This is a genomic window from Corynebacterium kutscheri (genome assembly GCF_000980835.1).
Classification (GTDB): Bacteria; Actinomycetota; Actinomycetes; order Mycobacteriales; family Mycobacteriaceae; genus Corynebacterium; species Corynebacterium kutscheri.
In genome coordinates this window covers 968,467-986,015 of record NZ_CP011312.1, presented here as the reverse complement: position 1 = coordinate 986,015, position 17,549 = coordinate 968,467, and the positions used below count along the sequence as shown (strand labels likewise).

At 45.7% G+C, this 17,549-nt stretch carries 18 protein-coding genes; 9 read left to right on the top strand and 9 right to left on the bottom strand.

Annotated features, from left to right (window positions below; genetic code table 11):
* Nucleotides 1-7: 7 nt before the first annotated feature.
* Nucleotides 8-2,056 (bottom strand): glucose PTS transporter subunit IIA, encoded by a 2,049-nt coding sequence (locus tag UL82_RS04550; protein WP_046439238.1) that lies wholly within the window; start codon nt 2,054-2,056, stop codon nt 8-10.
* 484 nt (nt 2,057-2,540) lie between these two features.
* On the opposite strand from UL82_RS04550, the gene UL82_RS04545 reads away from it, so the two are divergent.
* The 4 genes from UL82_RS04545 to UL82_RS04530 are packed head-to-tail and all read left to right on the top strand — an operon-like array spanning nt 2,541 to nt 6,098.
* A complete protein-coding gene (locus UL82_RS04545; protein WP_052735885.1) occupies nt 2,541-3,533 on the top strand; it encodes an ABC transporter substrate-binding protein in 993 nt (330 codons plus the stop codon).
* 14 nt (nt 3,534-3,547) lie between these two features.
* Nucleotides 3,548-4,564: a FecCD family ABC transporter permease gene (locus UL82_RS04540; protein ID WP_046439237.1), complete on the top strand. Its 1,017-nt coding sequence runs from the start codon at nt 3,548-3,550 to the stop codon at nt 4,562-4,564.
* Entirely contained in the window at nt 4,561-5,361 is an 801-nt protein-coding gene (locus UL82_RS04535; RefSeq protein WP_046439236.1) for an ABC transporter ATP-binding protein, read from the top strand. Before UL82_RS04540 ends, UL82_RS04535 begins: the two co-directional genes overlap by 4 nt.
* Nucleotides 5,358-6,098, top strand: a complete 741-nt coding sequence (locus UL82_RS04530; RefSeq protein ID WP_052735884.1) for a (2Fe-2S) ferredoxin domain-containing protein — start codon at nt 5,358-5,360, stop codon at nt 6,096-6,098. The genes UL82_RS04535 and UL82_RS04530 overlap by 4 nt, the downstream gene beginning before the upstream one ends.
* Before the next feature lie 78 nt (nt 6,099-6,176).
* Here the strand turns inward: UL82_RS04530 and rpsA are convergent, their stop codons facing one another.
* Nucleotides 6,177-7,640 (bottom strand): 30S ribosomal protein S1, encoded by a 1,464-nt coding sequence (gene rpsA, locus UL82_RS04525; protein WP_046439234.1) that lies wholly within the window; start codon nt 7,638-7,640, stop codon nt 6,177-6,179.
* 374 nt (nt 7,641-8,014) lie between these two features.
* Nucleotides 8,015-8,164, bottom strand: coding sequence for a hypothetical protein (locus UL82_RS11380; protein WP_232009521.1), 150 nt, complete (start codon nt 8,162-8,164; stop codon nt 8,015-8,017).
* 36 nt (nt 8,165-8,200) lie between these two features.
* Between UL82_RS11380 and UL82_RS04520 the strand changes: the two genes are divergently transcribed.
* The 5 genes from UL82_RS04520 to UL82_RS11280 all read left to right on the top strand — a co-directional run bounded on the left by UL82_RS04520 (nt 8,201) and on the right by UL82_RS11280 (nt 13,837).
* Nucleotides 8,201-8,878 carry a class I SAM-dependent methyltransferase gene (locus tag UL82_RS04520; RefSeq protein WP_232009520.1) on the top strand — a complete coding sequence of 226 codons (678 nt, stop codon included), beginning with the start codon at nt 8,201-8,203 and terminating at the stop codon, nt 8,876-8,878.
* A 521-nt stretch (nt 8,879-9,399) separates the two neighbouring features.
* Entirely contained in the window at nt 9,400-9,825 is a 426-nt protein-coding gene (locus UL82_RS04515; RefSeq protein ID WP_046439232.1) for an Rrf2 family transcriptional regulator, read from the top strand.
* Nucleotides 9,826-9,833: 8 nt separating this feature from the next.
* Nucleotides 9,834-10,121, top strand: coding sequence for an alcohol dehydrogenase catalytic domain-containing protein (locus tag UL82_RS11375; protein ID WP_232009519.1), 288 nt, complete (start codon nt 9,834-9,836; stop codon nt 10,119-10,121).
* Between the two features lie 88 nt (nt 10,122-10,209).
* Entirely contained in the window at nt 10,210-10,845 is a 636-nt protein-coding gene (locus tag UL82_RS11370; protein ID WP_232009518.1) for a zinc-binding dehydrogenase, read from the top strand.
* 832 nt (nt 10,846-11,677) lie between these two features.
* A complete protein-coding gene (locus tag UL82_RS11280; protein ID WP_052735883.1) occupies nt 11,678-13,837 on the top strand; it encodes a DUF5979 domain-containing protein in 2,160 nt (719 codons plus the stop codon).
* Nucleotides 13,838-14,221: 384 nt separating this feature from the next.
* Here UL82_RS11280 and UL82_RS04500 read toward each other — a convergent pair whose 3' ends face one another.
* From UL82_RS04500 to UL82_RS11205, 6 genes are all read right to left on the bottom strand, one after another.
* The gene (locus tag UL82_RS04500) at nt 14,222-14,572 is read right to left on the bottom strand and encodes a hypothetical protein (RefSeq protein WP_046439230.1); all 351 of its coding nucleotides are present in this window, start codon (nt 14,570-14,572) and stop codon (nt 14,222-14,224) included.
* Between the two features lie 367 nt (nt 14,573-14,939).
* Entirely contained in the window at nt 14,940-15,143 is a 204-nt protein-coding gene (locus tag UL82_RS04495; RefSeq protein WP_046439228.1) for a hypothetical protein, read from the bottom strand.
* 165 nt (nt 15,144-15,308) lie between these two features.
* The gene (locus tag UL82_RS11275; RefSeq protein ID WP_197719651.1) at nt 15,309-16,010 is read right to left on the bottom strand and encodes a hypothetical protein; all 702 of its coding nucleotides are present in this window, start codon (nt 16,008-16,010) and stop codon (nt 15,309-15,311) included.
* 373 nt (nt 16,011-16,383) lie between these two features.
* Entirely contained in the window at nt 16,384-16,623 is a 240-nt protein-coding gene (locus tag UL82_RS04485) for a hypothetical protein (protein WP_046439226.1), read from the bottom strand.
* Nucleotides 16,623-17,000, bottom strand: a complete 378-nt coding sequence (locus UL82_RS04480) for a hypothetical protein (RefSeq protein ID WP_052735881.1) — start codon at nt 16,998-17,000, stop codon at nt 16,623-16,625. Before UL82_RS04480 ends, UL82_RS04485 begins: the two co-directional genes overlap by 1 nt.
* 37 nt (nt 17,001-17,037) lie before the next feature.
* On the bottom strand, nt 17,038-17,439 hold the full coding sequence (locus tag UL82_RS11205; RefSeq protein WP_052735880.1) for a hypothetical protein: 402 nt from the start codon (nt 17,437-17,439) through the stop codon (nt 17,038-17,040).
* Nucleotides 17,440-17,549 lie beyond the last annotated feature (110 nt).

Genomic DNA, 17,549 nt, shown 5'->3' with positions numbered 1-17,549 from the left:
CCTAAAATTATGCCTTGGTGGAGATGATGTCTGTGTCATAGGACGCAGCAGGTGCAACAACACCAGTGACATTTTCAAATTTAGGAGTATTGGTCACCAATACTGGAGTAATCAAGTTATATCCCTTGGAGCTAATGAACTCAGGATCAAAAGTGATCAAAGTATCGCCGGCCTTGACATGCTGCTTCTTTGCTACATGCACTTCAAAACCTTCGCCGCCCAACTGGACGGTATCAATACCAACATGGACGAGTAGTTCAATACCGTTATCTAAGCGTAGACCAACAGCATGACCAGACTTTTGAACGGTAAGCACGCTACCATCGGCAGGCGCAACAACCTTATTGCCAGTTGGGATAATTGCAACACCTTGGCCTAGCTTTGCCGCAGCGAAAATAGGATCAGGAACCTCAGACAAAGCTACAACTTGTCCCTCAATTGGGCTGCTGATGGTAGTTACGGCACCAGCTTGCAAAGCAGTTTTAGTATCTGCGGTAGCGGTTGCTACCGCTGCACTAGCAGCTGCTGGAGCGGTAGTTACTGGAGCCTCGTCGCTAGCAGGTTCTGGAGTAGCTGGCGCTGCGTCTTCTTCCTGCTCAGCCTGTGCCTTGGCCTGAGCAATAGCTTCACGAGCAGCTTGCTTTTCTTCATCGGAGCGGTAGTCGAAAAGAACAACCAAGATGAAAGAGGTGAAGAAGGCTGCTGCGATTGCCAGTGCGTAGCCAAATATTGGGGTCATTGCAGGAATGGTCAGCAAGGAGGTGAATACGAAGGCATTAGCAGTAATCTTAAAGAAACCAGCTACCACACCACCAACGAAACAGCCAGCAAGCAAACGTGGGTAGGTCTTCTTAAAGCGCAGCACAATGCCGTAAAGGGAAGGCTCAGACACACCGCCGAGTAAACCAGCCATCAAACCACCGGTCGAGATCTGACGCATCTGAGAGTTGCGTTCGCGGATCGAAATGAACAGAACACCAGCAGCTAATCCGAAGCAAGCGAAGTTCCAGGTACCCATTGGGCCTTGGATATAGTCGTAACCCAGGGTGGCCAGATTTTGCACCATAATGGCATTCAGTGGCCAGTGCAGACCCAGTGGCACTAGGAATGGGTAGAGCAATGGAATGATGATAGCCAAAACAAATGGGGAGAAATCATTAACCGCTGCTAAGAAGTTAGAGATACCGTTACCAATACCCACACCGAATGGGCCGAGCAAGAATGCGGTAACCGGAATCATGATCAACATAGAGAAGAATGGTACGAAGACCATTTGGATGGAAGAAGGAATGATCTTCTTCAGCCCCTTCTCCACAAAGTACAAGCCAATCGACGAGAGAAGTGGTGGGAAGACCTGGCTAGCGTAGCTGTTGATCACTAATGGCATACCCAAAACCTGCACGATATCGCCTTGAGCACCCATCGCAAGGAAGTCCGGAGTCAGGAAGGCAGCCGGAATAGCGGCACCAACCCACTCATTTGCACCTAGCTTCTTAGCTGAGGTGGCACCAATCATAATCGGTAGGAAGTAGAACACCGAACGCCACATTGCGTGTAGCAATTGGAATGTTGGTGGTTGCTCTTCAATTGGCGCACGGAAGTCCTGCATACCGAATGTATCGCAAAGGATCAAAACGGTAATGATAAGCGATGCACCCAAAAGCGCCCACAGAATTGGACGGAAGGTATCAGAGAGGAATTCGAAACAGTAATCGATCCAGCTATAGCGACCACGAACGCCGCCGTATTCCTTCTTATCGCTAGCCTTCTTAGACTCATTGCCTTCGCCGGAGAGCTTGGAAGCAACACCAGGTAGCTTTGCAATGCCAGCGTAGTATTCAGCAACACCTCCGCCCATAACTACTTGGAGGCCGGTGGTACCCTGTGCCACAACGCCGAGAACGTCTTTGTGGTTATCCAGAGCTTCTTGATCAGCTTTAGACTGATCCTTTAATTGGAAACGCAAACGAGTTGCACAATGGGTGAGCGACGTGATGTTATCCGCGCCACCGACCTTGTCCAAAATGAACTCAGATGTCTGCTGCGTAGACGCCATGAGCCTACCTTTCAAACGTTGTGTTTGTTCTGTTCCAAACATCGACACCTGTTCAAATGGTCACAGTCGGAACAAAAACCGGAAAACGATTCTCATTCTAGCCAGAAAACGGGCTGGATACAATACAAAAACAACAAATTCAGAAACTTTTACTGCCCCTTGTTGATCCCGGTTTAAGCACTTGTTTATTTTTCTCATTTTAAGTATTTATGCAGGCTACAGCACTTCTTCTAATAAATACCTACTAGAAGTTATGGATCACTTTTTCGATACAAGTGTCTCCAAGCTCACATCTTATTGAGCTAAAAACCAATACGGCTCCTAGGACTTATTGATAGCGTTTCTTTTTAGGACAAGTCATCTATTCTTATAAGTCCTTCTTGAATTCCGCGAAATCCATAAGCGACCCATCAGTTCGCTTTCCCTTTCTCAATGTTTTCGCAGCTTGTCCAATGAACTCAAAAGAATCGAAAGAGTATTTATCGTGAAAAACACGTCACCTACATCATCAACTGTCCTTGTTGTCCTAGCGTCGGTAATCACCCTCAGCGCATGTAGTACTTCTACCCCTGAAGCAACTGATACAACAGCCGCTCAAGCTACTGATTTTTCACCGGTAACTATCACTAATTGTGGATTCGAGGTCACAGTTTCTACGCAACCACAGCGCATTATCACGCTTAACCAGGGAGCAACCGAAACTCTTTTGGCGCTTGATTCCCAAAACACAATGGTTGGCACCGCATATCTTGATAGTGAAATTGACCCTGCAGTGCAAGATGCTTATGCACAAATCCCTGTTCTAGCCGAAAAATATCCAACACAAGAAACTGTCCTAGAAAAGCAACCAGATTTTCTCGTCGCTTCCTATGCCTCTGCTTTTGATGAGAAAAACGCTGGCTCCCGAGAAGAACTAGCCAAACTTGGCATCGCCACCTACCTGGATCCATTTGCGTGCCCCGATAAAACAATGCGGGCAAAAGCTTCCTGGGATTCAATTACCGCATCTGTCCAAGAACTCGGTGAGCTATCCGGGCATAAAGAGACAGCTCAATCTTTAACTGCAACCATTATGAAGGCTGTATCTAAGGCAGAATCTAACAAGGTTGCACAAGGTAAGAAGGTTTTCTGGTGGGATTCCAAAACTGATACTCCTTATGCAGGAGCTGGCCACGGCGGACCGCAACTACTCCTAAATACAGTGGGTGCAGAAAATATTTTTGCTGACTTAGAAGGTAACTGGACTGATGTTTCCTGGGAAGCTGTATTAACAGCAAATCCAGATTATATTGTTGTTGCTGATGCCAGTTGGGATACTGCCGAGTCAAAAATTGCCTTTGCAAAAACTGATCCTGCACTCAAAGAACTCGATGCAGTCAAAAATGATCGTTTTATTACTATTCCATTCGCAGAAAGTACCCCTAACGTTCGAACTTATAAAGGAATCAAGCGTTTAGAAGAAGGCTTTGTAAAGTAAATCTAATAAATCCGATGTCTTTTAAAGTTACGAGTGCACTTTCCGTCGTGCTCATCCTGCTACTTATAGTAGGTATTGTTTTTGGTGTTGCTTCCGGAGTAGCAGAGCTTAGTCCAGCAACTGTTTTCCGCTCGCTCATTGGTGATGCACCCGATCCAATCACCTATCATATTGTAGTTAGCCGCAGGCTTCCTCGAGTACTCTCTGCGGTAATAGCCGGTGCTGGTCTTGCCTTATGTGGAGCTATCTTACAAACACTTACCCAAAATCCCCTCGCAGATCCTTATATTTTGGGTATTTCTGGCGGTTCATTCCTGGGCGCAGCCTTAGTAATTACCGGTGGGATAACCCTAACGTCAACTGGTTCTTTTAGCGCTATCGCAATTGCTGCTTTTATCGGCGGCATTTTGTCTCTGCTCGCAGTTTTTAGCTTATCGACGACTCGCGCCGGCACACTTGAGCCGCAAAGAATGATCCTCGCTGGTATCGCTATCGGTCAACTTTCCTCAGCTGGTGCAAGTGCTTTGATCTATTTTAGTGATAAGGATGCCGCTCAACGTATTCAAGCATGGTCATTGGGTTCTTTAGCCGGATCGCAATGGTCAGGTCTCCCACTAAGCGCAACGATTGTTGGCATACTTTTATGTGCTGCACTATGTTCGTGTCGTGCTTTAGATGGATTTTCTTTTGGTACCGAGGCTGCTAAAACACTTGGGGTTAATGTCAATGTTATTCGCTGGACTTTGTATATAACAGTCTCTTTAACCACGGCTACTTTAGTAGCGCAAACTGGAATTATCGGCTTTGTCGGATTGGTTATTCCGCACTTTGTTCGCATGATTGTTGGTCCACTGCATGGTTATGTAATTCCGCTTTCGGCTCTTATCGGTTCAGTTTTTCTCGTATGGACAGATATCACCTGCCGAGTAGCTTTTAGTCCTCGTGAACTTCCACTGGGTTTAATCACAGCAACAATTGGTGTACCAGCTTTCCTCTTTGTGCTGCATAAACAAAGGCAGGCGCACATATGAGCATCCCTAAAACAACTACCCCGGATGCACTTAATGTTTCCAACGTATGCTGGAGCGCTGGTAAAACACTAATTCTTAATAAGGTAAGCTTTTCTGCTCCAGCAGGAAAAGTCACTGGAATTATTGGTCCTAACGGTTGTGGAAAATCTACCCTCATCAAAACTGCGCTTGCACTACTGAGCCCAGATTCTGGGGAAATCCGGGTTAACGGTGTAAATCCGCATTCCTTATCGTCGAAACGCCTAGCCCAACTTACTGCCTTACTTGCACAGCATTCACAAGCTCAGGTGGATTTGAAGGTAGAAGATATTGTTGCATTAGGCAAAATCCCCCATCAAAACGGTTGGGCAAGCCCAGCACAGATCAGCCAAGATTCTCTTAGTGAATCACTCGCTGCTGCTGGCATTGAACAGCTACGGGGCAGATTTTGGTCGACTTTATCTGGTGGTGAACGTCAACGAGTCCAACTTGCGCGAGTTTTTACGCAAAACCCGAAAATCCTCTTTATTGATGAACCTACCAATCATCTCGACCCGGGAGCTGCCTGGGAGATTATGCAGGCCATCACCACCCGTGGTTTTTCTGTTGTGGGTGCGTTTCATGATCTAAATCTAGCGGCACGGTTCTGCGATGTCATTGTGGTAATGAAAAATGGCTGTGTCCAAGCTTATGGCACGCCTGTAGAAACTCTAACGCCAGATATTTTGCAGGAAATCTACGGAATTAATGTATATGTGGATCAACATCCTATCGACGGTGGACCACTGGTTATTCAAACTGGGGTGACACCACGATGATCAGTAATAATCCAACTGGAATTTTGATAGTACATGCCACTGGCCTGGATGAAAGCAAGACTGCCACGTATCAGGCCATTGCTCAGCGATATCGGGCACAGAATCCGGGGGCAATTATCGAGGTATGTGTGCTTAGTGCACCAGGAATAACTTTGGGGCAAGCACTGACTAATTTACAGGAGCACAAAGTAGCTGCAGTGCGCATTATCGCACCGGAGCATGATAGTGATCGCACACGTATTTCCTGGATTCGCAGAATCGCTAAGCATTGGTATGTACAGCAAGAAAATCCACCGAGCATTGCTGTATATACCTCAAAAATCCAAGAATCTGCGCTTTTAGCTGCTATTGAAGACGCGGATTCTCAACCAGATTCTAGGAAAACACAGACGGTAACTACGGCGGCTCCGCTATTAAGTCCGGCTTGGGAAAAAGTGCCAAATTTTACCCGTCATGTTCTTATCTGCCGTGACCCACGGTGTTCTGCATTAGGAGCTGATGCCACAGCTTCTGCTCTGGCAGAAGAATACGCGCGACTCGGATTAAGTGATGATGAAGTACTTATCACTCAAACTGGTTGTCTTTTCCCCTGTTCGCTGGGTCCAGTTATGGCGGTTTATCCAGAGGGTATTTGGTATGAATATGTCGATGAAAAGCTAGTGCGCAGAATTGTCACCCAGCATTTATGCGACGATACGCCCCTAGTTGAACACTGTGCTAGAGACCTTAATGCATAATTAATCTAAAACATATAAGTAGAGCACCTAGGAACTACTACCTAGGTGCTCTACTTTTTTAAAGCACTAATTTAATAATTAGTTACCAGCGAGCTTCTCGCGCAGAGCAGCGAGCTGCTCATCAGAAGCCAAGGAACCGCCTTCTACCTCAGGAGCTGCTGCTGCCTCTGGTGCAGCCTCAGCAGACTCGGAGGAGTAGTTGGTCTCTTCACCGGCTGCGGCAGCCTCAGCTGCTGCAATACGGTTGCGCTCGATCTGAGCGGTATGCAGGTTGAAACGACGCTCGGACTCTGCATAGCGTGCTTCCCATGCCTGACGCTGCTCGTCGAAGCCTTCAAGCCACTCGTTGGTCTCTGGGTCGAAGCCCTCAGGGAAGATATAGTTGCCCTGCTCGTCATAAGAGTCAGCCATACCGTACTTGGATGGATCGAACTCTTCGGTGTAATCCTCATCGGCCTGCTTAAGCGACAAGGAGATACGACGACGCTCAAGGTCGATGTCGATGACCTTGACCATAGCCTCATCACCAACGTTAACAACCTGATCTGGAACCTCAACGTGGCGTTGAGCCAACTCGGAAATGTGTACCAGACCCTCGATGCCCTCTTCGACACGAACGAATGCACCGAATGGAACCAGCTTGGTGACCTTGCCTGGAACGATTTGGCCGACTGCATGAGTACGAGCAAATACACGCCATGGATCTTCCTGGGTTGCCTTCAAAGAAAGGGATACCCGCTCACGATCAAGATCAACGTCAAGAACCTCAACGGTGACTTCGTCGCCTACGGTAACAACCTCAGATGGGTGGTCGATATGCTTCCAGGACAGTTCGGAAACGTGAACGAGACCGTCGACACCGCCGAGATCGACGAAAGCGCCGAAGTTGACGATGGAGGAAACGACACCCTTGCGAACCTGGCCTTTTTGCAGCTGGTGTAGGAACTCGGAGCGAACCTCAGACTGAGTCTGCTCAAGGAAGGCACGACGGGACAGAACAACATTGTTGCGCTGCTTGTCAAGCTCAATGATCTTAGCCTCGATCTGCTGACCAATATAAGGATCAAGGTCACGAACACGACGCATCTCAACAAGAGACGCAGGCAGGAAGCCACGTAGACCGATGTCAAGGATCAAGCCGCCCTTAACAACTTCAATGACGGTACCGGTAACTGGCTCATCGTTTTCTTTGAGCTGCTCGATAGCGCCCCAAGCACGCTCGTACTGAGCACGCTTCTTAGAAAGAATGAGGCGACCTTCTTTATCTTCCTTGGTCAAAACCAAAGCATCGATCTGGTCGCCAACTTCGACGACCTCATCTGGATCGACATCATGCTTGATGGAAAGCTCGCGGGAAGGAATAACACCCTCGGTCTTGTATCCGATATCAAGCAAAACCTCATCGTGGTCTACCTTAACCACGGTGCCCTCGACGATGTCACCATCGTTGAAATACTTGATGGTTGCGTCGACAGCTGCGAGGAAATCCTCAGCGGAACCAATATCATTAATGGCTACCTGAGGGACGTTTTTGGAGGACATATGTTAATTGCTCCGAATTAAGTAGGAATAGTTGATGGACAAAAAGCGCCTCTTCTCTTTGCAGCAACCAGACACATACCATCTTTTAAGCCATAGCTTTAAAAGATGAGAGTGCATCTAGTGCCATCCCGATTCCACACCGATCACGCTATACTCTCCTACAAAAGCAAAACGAAGACACAGTATATCAAGACGCCTCGACAATGCTAGCCTATTTTTGCAGCTTAAGCAAGTGAAACACCGAAATTTTCCCAGTTCATATATCTTCCCCACTGGTCAATACCAAAACGGGTAGCACATTAAATAACTAATTCATCAATAATCACAGCACTACCAACGTAATTTTCATGAGTATCTCTTCACCCCCACCCCATTTACCACCCATCTTCAGCAGCAAAAAGATCAATAATAAAAAGCTTAACGACGATACATCCCCCACTCGCCCTACCGATCTCGCTATAGCAGCCACCACAGCCAATAAACACTGGTGGGATAGCGATGCCAATGATTACCATCATCGGCACAGCACATATCTTTCTTCTTTTTATTGGTGCCCAGAAATGCTGCACGAAAAAGACGCTGGGCTTCTTGGCTCAATCGATAACCAAAAAATCTTAGAAGTTGGCTGTGGCTCTGCACCATGTTCACACTGGCTTGCTAGCAGATACCCAGATGCCCAGGTAACAGCGTTTGACATTTCTGCCCAGATGCTTCGCAGATACGGTGAAACTAGCGATACTAAAAGTACTCATTCCCCACCTAACCTTCACCTCCTACAAGCAAATGCCTTAGCACTTCCTTTTGCAGAAAAGAGTTTCGATATTGTGTTTTCTGCTTTTGGCGCTTTTCCTTTCCTACCAGATTTAACGGCCGCGTTTACCGAAGTGGCTGCCGTGATAAAACCAGGAGGCTTGTTTGTATATTCCATCGGTCACCCTATGCGATGGATTTTCGATGATGACCCCGCCAGCATGCAGGTTCGTTATTCCTATTTCGACAAAGATTACGAAGAACATGACGAATATGGACAACTTAGCTACGCTGAATACCAACACCAATTTAGCGAGCACATCCGAGCTCTTTCTGCCACAGGTTTTTCGCTTTACGACGTCCACGAACCCGCTTGGCCAGCAGATCTAACCCAAACCTGGGGACAGTGGTCTCCCCTTCGCGGTGCACATTTTCCCGGTACCGCTATATTTTCCGCCCGGTATAAATCGTTGCAAACAGGGACATAGTAAATTAAGTAAAGGATGAGCGCCCAAAAACCTTTAAAATCTTACGCATCTTCCGATAAATTTATTCTTCCCCACCCCGCTAGCCTATACATTTTTCTATCAAGACACTTGACGAATAACACGGGTACATACAGGCCAAGAAGATATTTTGTCTAAAAATCTGGGTTCACTAAACCAAAAAACTCATCACTTCTGCCAGTTGCAGATAAACCCCAGTACCTTCATTGCAACAAAACTCAGACAATACTACTGTCCGTCGATCTCAAACGCCTACGCAGCAAGCACCCATCTGCATACAGGTCTACCTCACACAAGCTGGACTAACCAACGGTTTCTTATAATACAAAAGGCTGCCCCACAACGATCTACTACAGGTGAAAACCAAACTAAATATAGTGCGGGTCTCGATAGCAGCAGATCTTCTCAACAAGCTTTTTACCAATACCAATTCACCTACCTTTGACAGCTGGTGGCTAGCATAAGTAAACTTGTACCTATTATAGATACAAGTTAGGAAAAGCATGGATACTAAATTTGCCCAAGCAATCCACGCCTTAGTCTATATATCAGAGACCACAGAAATCGCCAGCTCTCAAGCCCTGGCAAAAAGCGTAGGCACCAATCCAAGCCACATTCGAAAAATCACTAGCATGCTCAAACAAGCAGCACTAATAGAAAGCAGTCAAGGCAAAGCAGGATTCACTCTGGTAAAACCAAAAGAATCAATCACCCTCGCAGAGATCTACCAGGCCGTCCACCCCGACAAATACCTATTCAATCTGCACCAAACCCCCCACCCACAATGCCCCATAGGAAAACGCATTTCGCTCGTACTTAAACCAACCTTTGATCAGTTCAAACAAGACCTCGCCAACTCTTTAGGCACTAAAACTCTCAGTCAGCTCATCGACGATCTTTACTACAGCACCAACAACTCAACTCTTTAAGGAACCACATGAAAACCGCCCAGCCACACAATTACAGCAAGAACAATCTCAACCTCCAACTTCAAGATGCCCCTATCCCAACACCGAAACCGGGACAAGCACTTCTTCGAGTACTCACCGCTGGAGTTAATCCACTAGACAATATGATTACCCGCGGTGAAGTCAAACTCATCACTTCCTACACATTGCCACTCATTGCCGGAAATGAGGTCGTTGGTATCATCGAATCTCTCAACGGTAAAAGCAATGATTTAGCTGTCGGCGACCGGGTTTTTGCTCGACTACCACTAAAATAGTATTGGTACCTTTGCCAAATATGTAGCTGTAGATCTCCATGCGCTTGCACCAGTACCTTCCTATCTCAGCAATATTGAAGCCGCTGCTATGCTACTGACTGCCTTAACCATCATGCAATCCCTGGCAGTGATAAATCCGCAGCCCAATACATCAATCTTCATCTCAGGTAGTACCGGTGGCGTAGGAGCTATGGCTATTCCCATCGCTAAAGCTCAGGGACTGACTGTCATCACCAATGGATCAGCAGCCAACCGAGAACGTGTACTAAAACTCGGCGCAGACCGTTTTTTGGGCTATCAGCATGAAGACTACACCTCAATCCTCTCAAATATTGACTATGCTCTCGATACTCTTGGCGGAGCAGAAACTGAAAAACAAATGAGCATCCTCAAACCCGGTGGCCACCTAGTATCACTTCGAGGCATGCCGAATGGAGCTTTTGCCCAGCGAATGAAGATATCAAAACCCAAACAGCTACTCTTTAAACTAGCCGGGCGAAAATTTGACAAAATGGCCAAACGTTACAAAGTCGCCTATGACTTTATCTTTGTTGAATCCGATGATAACCAACTGCGACAGGTATCTCAGCTACTAGAAGAACTCCAACTTACACCCTCGGTAGACACGGTATTCCCCTTCGAAGAAGTTAACAACGCTCTAGCCAAAATCGCTTCTGGACAATCCCGCGGTAAAACTGTCTTGACCATTGCAGAAAGCAAATAAAGACAGAAACTATTGTTCCATCCTGAGTTTTTCACCACTATTTATGGTGTCATACTGCTTACTGTGAAATAGGAACCTATCACACATGTATACGTCCTATTCCTATACCAATAGGTATTAGCATCACCAAGCAGTATTAAAAAACGTCCCCCTTTTCCAACTACTGCTTATTCTGGAGAAGTTTTCTGCTTCATTCCAGGCAAAGAGGCAAAACGTTGCATGTCGCAATACATCAACCCGCACAATCAAAAAGCTTGGGTTTTATTATCTTTTCCGCTTAAAACACCTGGTAATAAGACTTATATTGGACGAATATTCTAGAAACGTTGCACACTAAACACCAAAAGACCAGTTTAGAAAAACTCCAAACTAGTCTTATTGTGCCCTTGGTGAGACTCGAACTCACACTGGATGAGCTTCAAACAAGCCCCATGACCAGCATAAACGCAGGTAGAAGAGGGTTTTCTTATTTTTTTCTTTTGTTGTCTGTTTCCATTTTTTTCCTGCGGTTTTCCGTCTTGTGTCGTGGAAATGTCGTGGAATTGTCATGGGATTTTCACCTCTTCATACAGCACTTTTACCACCTGCAAAAACTAAAAACGTGGCAACAGCCGGAAACAAAAACAAATACACAGCAACACCCACCAACACTTGTCTAAACCCCGCTACAGATGATAATTTAAATCAATAAGACATTGACAACAGCCTTTGCGGAACCACACCAGGCTGCTTCAAAGCCTGTCACCCCTCTAATCCTTTGACATAAGGCGAGGGAAAATGTCTTGCGCTCTATATATAAAGAGCACTCTCAAAAAAACGATACGGAAAAAACATGAATCATTCCCCTACAAAAAGAAAAACAAGCCAAGGCTTATTACATAGCCCATGGCTTGCTATACTCTTCACACTTCTTCTCATAGCAAGTCTTGTACCACTTGCTATCAACTTCTCTCATAGCGCAACAGCACAAGAAACTACACTTTCTGAAACAACAGACAACACTACCACTGCTGTAGAAGATGCTACCGCGGTTAATGATCTACAGTCTGATAACACTGAAACCCAGCCTTCTGATCAACTCCCTGTAGAGGATGCACCAGCTACACAAGATCCACAGGATGCCCTCGCAGGTGAAGAACCTTCTTTCTGGGACGGTATCTGGCAAAGCATCAAAGACTTCTTTGGTTTCACAGAAGACACAACCGACCAAGACTCTACCGAGCCGGTTATTGACGAAAACAATAACCCTGTAACCCCAGTAGCCGAAAATTGGGCTAAGTTCGAAATAACTAAAAATATTGTTGTTACCAACAATCGGGGCGGATCAGACGACGCGAAGAGTAAAGAGCTCGCTGAACAATTAAAAAAAGAAAACAAATCATTCAAGTTTAATTGGGAATGCACAGAGCCAAATATGAATAAAGCTAGCGCTAGCGGCTCTTTCGCCCTTAAGACAAATGAGACAAAAGACAACGGCATTTTACTTGCTGCCGGTACTAAATGCACAGTAACTGAAGATAAAAACAGTGCACTTGTTGGAGGGTTTGACCACAGCCTTTCCGTCAAATTTAGCGGTAAGCCCGGTGATATCAAGACAAATGATTATCAATTCGAGTTTACTTTGAAGGACAACGACACATTCAAGTTTGCAATTCAAAATGAATACACTCCTATCGAAGAAGAGGAAGAAACAGGTCAATTCACCTTAGAAAAGAAGGTTGAAGGCCTTAAAGAAAAAGATAAAGACAAAGAATTTGAGTTCACCTGGGTATGCCGTGAAGATGAAAACACAGCCACCAAAGGTGAAACAGCACTAAAAAATGGCGCACGAATCACCATTACCCACTTACCGCTGGATTCCACTTGCCAAATATCTGAAAAAGCACCGGAAATCGACGGCTACACCCATCTAGTAAACTGGCAAACCAACGACCAAGATAGACTGACACCTACTGATTCGGTTTTCGTTAACCCGCGCAAAAAAGAAGAAGATCCGCTGGTCGTCACAGCGATCAACACCTATGTCAAAGAAGATAACCCAGTTCCACCAAAGCCTCCGGTTCCAGGTAAAGGTACTTTCACCTTAAAGAAAGAAGTGAAAGGCCTTGACCAAAAAGACAAGAACAAGGAATTCGAGTTTAAGTGGTCATGTCGTAGTGAAGAAGTAAAAGCACCGGTTAAAGGTAGTGCCAAACTCAAAGACGGTGCAACCTTTAAAGTGGAAAATCTTCCACTTGACTCCACCTGCTTACTCTCAGAAACCAATGCAACAGTTACAGGCTTTAAGCATTCGCTACAGTGGTTGACTAATGGTAAAGAAAAAGTATCTCAAAACGGCATAGTAGCTATTGACCCGCGTAAAGAAGATGGAACAGAACTAGTTGTTACCGCGGTAAACAGCTACACTAAGGATGATAAGCCAGCACCAACGACTACTTCGTCTTCTCCTGCGCCAACAACTACAACGACTTCGTCGTCGACAATTCATCCGGTTCCGACAACCTCGGCAACGTCAAGCATGACACCAACAACGTCTGCTTCTAGCACCTCGTCAGCAACATCGACCTCATCGACTACTTCGTCGGTACAGCCAACCACGACGACTTCGTCTACTGAGCCGATTGTTCCAACCACAACCGGTAAGTTCCCGCCGATTATTCCAATCCCGATTCCTATTCCGGTTCCTCCGGCACCATTCCCACCAGCACCAGCACCAGCGCCTGCTCCTGCTCCTGCTCCTGCTCCGAATGGTGGAAACAATAGCCCTGCCCCAGGCGTGACCACCGCACCACACCACGGTGGCAACAACACTGCCCAGCCACAGCAGAACAACACCAAGAACACCACTAGTGCTGCTCCTGGCCAAGTAAATAAGGGCAAGGGTCTTGCGAACACTGGTGCTTCTGTTATCTGGTTAGTACTTGTAGCGGTTCTTCTTGCTGCAGTCGGTGGGTTTATTACCTATCGTGGGCGTAACGCTAAAAATAGTTAACACATACCATGTGTTAGGTTATAGCTAGTGCATATAAAAATATCCCCTCTTTTCTCTAGGTGTTATAGCGGGTAAGAAAAGAGGGGTATTTTTATACTTTCAACAGTTCTTTAATCTCATCTATGTTGCCAGCATCGGTTAAACACTAGTCTTTGTGTGTTATCAATCGTCATTACGTTTACCTATTGTCCCCCTGGGTTGAGCTCTTAGTGATTGCATCAGGACCTCTGACTGCCAAATACCCCAGGGTGAAACATACAATCACACACTTTTAGCCCATAACAACAAAAACTCTTACGATCCCATGTAAAGGAACCGTAAGAGCAGCAAAAATAAAAAACCAGAGTCAGTGACCAAAACTATCACAAACTGGTACGAGTTTAATCAGATAGAGTCTGAGCTATCACTACCATACTTTGATTCATAAAGCTTATTCTGAGCCTCATCTGCTAAGGACTTAAAATAATCCGCTTTATCCTGATGACGACCACGTGCCTCATAAATAGCGTGATTCAAAGACATCGTAGTGTAATACTGGCACAGGGAACGCTGCTCCTCACCAAACTCCCTAACGCACCATTGGACACCCTCGTCCCAGTGCTTTGAAAAATTGCGTTGAACCTCCTGTCCATATTCCTCAGGAGTGCGTGCTGCATGCGCTGGAGCGATTGCAGCTGTGGAACCTGCCATCATGATGACGCTAGCGATAGCTAGGCTAATTTTACGAAGTTTCATAAGAGAAATCCCCTCAGCTGAAAAATAGGATAGGTAGATGTTCCGGTAGGAACAATACGAAACAATACAATACTTTCCATGAAAACTAAATTTTTACTGAGAGAACCATAATAGGGGGTTAAAGATGAAATTCAACACAGTTATCGGCATATGCAACCACCAAAAAAATAAACCCCCTCTACCAGCCACAAACGACTAGCAGAAGAGGGCTATCCCTTTTATGCTTTCAACAGTTCTTTGGTCTCATCTATGTTGCTAGCATCGATTCCGCACACTTTAAACGGTACACAGCAAATCACATAAAATTTAAAACACAACCGCTAAAAACAGTGCTAGCCTACACACAAGAAACGATGCAGGAAATAAATTATTCTTTAGATTCTTCCTTATCCTTCCTTGCCATAAATGCGTACTCAAATATGTACTCAATCCACGTAGGAAGATAAAGAATAATAGTTACAACGATACCAACCCACCAAAGTCCGGCCTCTCTAGTTACGTAATGCACAAAAAGCATATAGCCGAATAATGTAAATAAAAATCCACCTACACCTTTTACCACTTTACGCATAATCTAACTTAAACACCCATCAACTGCATCGCCGACTCGCACCCACCCATCAGCGTCAGACCTGTACCAAGCCCAACCTCCCCTAGCAAAACAAAAAACATATAAAAAAGCAGGTACGCGCCTAGCAAGAACCCTACCTTTTCCCCCAACCCATTTGACACCACTCTAAATTTTCTTCCCGCTTTGCTTAATCCCCTCCCAAATTGTTCCCCAATCAGGATCTGCAACAATAGGATATGCGTAATCCTCAGCTTTATGTAAAACTACCTGTGTCAGGCTGTGCCCATCCGTCTCAAAGTAAGTTTTAACAGACCTTCCATTACCATCGACCGCCCAAGGAGCCTGAACATAGCCAACAAATTCTCCCTCTTCATAAAGCAACGCGCTACCATCTTCGGTAACTTCAACAAGATCAGCGCCATAAAGTGGGTATTCAATTTTTTCTGCCGCATTCCGATTTTTCAACACGGCATGAATCTGCGCTGAATTAGAATCAGCATGAGCAACGAAATCTATGTTAAATTCGCCAACTACCACTGGAGTAGTTCCTCCTTCTAATGACAGCTCATTAGTTGTGTCCGGAAGAATAAAACCAACGGTTTCAGAAGCAGCATCGGTAAGAGTAACTGCGACTTCTCCAGTAGTAATCTGCTCTACCTTAACGGTCGTATCAAGGTCTCTTGCTACCAAAGCACTACCCTCTTCAGAGAAAGGAAGTTCCGATTCCTCTGATTTTATAACGTTTTGTGTTGCTGAAATTAATTCTTGCTTAGAAGTTTCATTAGCAAAGACAGGCACCACATTTACGAGAGACATCGGCACCACAACGGCGCATATACGTGTCACTACTTTTATCTTTTTTATCATTTCCCTTACTTTTTTTGGCTAAATTCGTAAGCATTATGCTCACAAAACAAAAGTAACATTTTCTTGAACAGTGTTTAATATTTTTTCCTTAAAAGTAATTTCCATCTCACCCGTTTTTCGTCAGGTCATACACAGGGCGATCTACCTGCGAGCAAAAGCCTCCAACCAACTAAGCCACAATTCAGCCATCAAGCTAATACGGATGACACGACCTAAAATTTCGTATTCAAGATACTTTTTCGTAAAACACGCTACAATTAAAACACAAAAAAGACCCCCTTTTTACCCTGCCACGCACAGCAAGCTAAAAGGGGGTCAAATCTTTTATACAGGCCGCTGAAACAAAATCTCCCACGCCGCAATATCCGGTGGATCAGGCGGCGGTGGTGTAGAACCATGCCCTATCCACCGCATCACCGCACGCACATACAATAATCTCCCAAGCACGCGCTTCTGCGATCCTTCGAGCGTCGCGCTCATCATCAAAACGCACCTGCAAAGCATCCACACGAGATTCCAACTTACCTACCCTAGTAAGTTCAGCGGTACGTTCATCTCCGCGTGCTGTCAGACTGAGCTCATAAGGGGTTGCGTAGTCGGTAAAAAGTTTCATTAGTCGGTCTCCTTATCGATAGTAAAACCACCTGGGGTTGTAGTCAGTGTGGTCACATCAAAGGTATTTTTGGGCAGAAATTGCGCACGGATACGCCCATGCCAGATCATCGGTACGATCACGTCAGCGCCTTTAGTGGTTAAAGACTGATCAGTCAACAAGAAGCCAGCTAACTTATCTTCTGCAGAAGTTACAGGCTCATACTTACCATGTGCTTCTGACTTCTTCAGTGGGATACCAGATGGAATCATGTCTGTAAAACCTGCCAACTTTGTGCCATCGATTGTCACACTTCGAGCAACATCGGTACCGTGTGCTGAGCCCAGCCATTTCTGGCTACCCGAGCCCCATTTTTCGGTTTTTACGTTGAATTGCATGGTAAAACCTCCTCTAAGGTTTTATAAATAAAAGTGTTTATAGTTGTTTTGCGCGGTCGATGATTGCTTGCCGGTCAATACCTGCATTACTTCCTCGCCCTTGACCTGGGTCTTCGCCCACACGATGGCGCTTAGCTAAAACTTTGGCCTGCATGCGCATAGTCTCTTCACTACCGGTGAGAAACATTTCTGCCTCCTCATCGGTGAGGTTGTATTCTTTCGCAACTGTGTTTCGACATAAAGTGGTGGCGACCTTGGTTTTTTCAGCTTCGAGTTCTTCAATGCGTTCATAGGCTTTTTCAAGCTCGGTTTTGTTTGCATCTTGCTGGTCTTGAAACTGCCTGGCTAAAGGCTCTAGTTCTTTAACTTTTGCGCGATAGCCAGCTGCTTCACGGCGTAATTTTTCCACATATTCACGATCAAAAGTTTCGGGCTGCACAGCCTGTTCTTTATCTTGCGATGTGGTGTTTTGCCACCTCGTTGGGCGTTGGAACGGCCTGTTCGGTGGTATTTTCTACTTGATCCATGGTTCAAAACCCTCCTGGGATT

Excerpts from the sequence above, each read along its gene's own strand:
- UL82_RS04495 (WP_046439228.1), bottom strand. The coding sequence starts at position 15,143 with ATGCGTAAAGTGGTAAAAGGTGTAGGTGGATTTTTATTTACATTATTC.
- UL82_RS04480 (WP_052735881.1), bottom strand. The coding sequence starts at position 17,000 with ATGCAATTCAACGTAAAAACCGAAAAATGGGGCTCGGGTAGCCAGAAA.
- UL82_RS11375 (WP_232009519.1), top strand. The coding sequence starts at position 9,834 with ATGAAAACCGCCCAGCCACACAATTACAGCAAGAACAATCTCAACCTC.
- rpsA (WP_046439234.1), bottom strand. The coding sequence starts at position 7,640 with ATGTCCTCCAAAAACGTCCCTCAGGTAGCCATTAATGATATTGGTTCC.
- UL82_RS04550 (WP_046439238.1), bottom strand. The coding sequence starts at position 2,056 with ATGGCGTCTACGCAGCAGACATCTGAGTTCATTTTGGACAAGGTCGGT.
- UL82_RS04485 (WP_046439226.1), bottom strand. The coding sequence starts at position 16,623 with ATGAAACTTTTTACCGACTACGCAACCCCTTATGAGCTCAGTCTGACA.
- UL82_RS04535 (WP_046439236.1), top strand. The coding sequence starts at position 4,561 with ATGAGCATCCCTAAAACAACTACCCCGGATGCACTTAATGTTTCCAAC.
- UL82_RS04540 (WP_046439237.1), top strand. The coding sequence starts at position 3,548 with ATGTCTTTTAAAGTTACGAGTGCACTTTCCGTCGTGCTCATCCTGCTA.
- UL82_RS04500 (WP_046439230.1), bottom strand. The coding sequence starts at position 14,572 with ATGAAACTTCGTAAAATTAGCCTAGCTATCGCTAGCGTCATCATGATG.
- UL82_RS11370 (WP_232009518.1), top strand. The coding sequence starts at position 10,210 with ATGCTACTGACTGCCTTAACCATCATGCAATCCCTGGCAGTGATAAAT.
- UL82_RS11280 (WP_052735883.1), top strand. The coding sequence starts at position 11,678 with ATGAATCATTCCCCTACAAAAAGAAAAACAAGCCAAGGCTTATTACAT.
- UL82_RS04515 (WP_046439232.1), top strand. The coding sequence starts at position 9,400 with ATGGATACTAAATTTGCCCAAGCAATCCACGCCTTAGTCTATATATCA.
- UL82_RS04530 (WP_052735884.1), top strand. The coding sequence starts at position 5,358 with ATGATCAGTAATAATCCAACTGGAATTTTGATAGTACATGCCACTGGC.
- UL82_RS11275 (WP_197719651.1), bottom strand. The coding sequence starts at position 16,010 with ATGATAAAAAAGATAAAAGTAGTGACACGTATATGCGCCGTTGTGGTG.
- UL82_RS04520 (WP_232009520.1), top strand. The coding sequence starts at position 8,201 with ATGCTGCACGAAAAAGACGCTGGGCTTCTTGGCTCAATCGATAACCAA.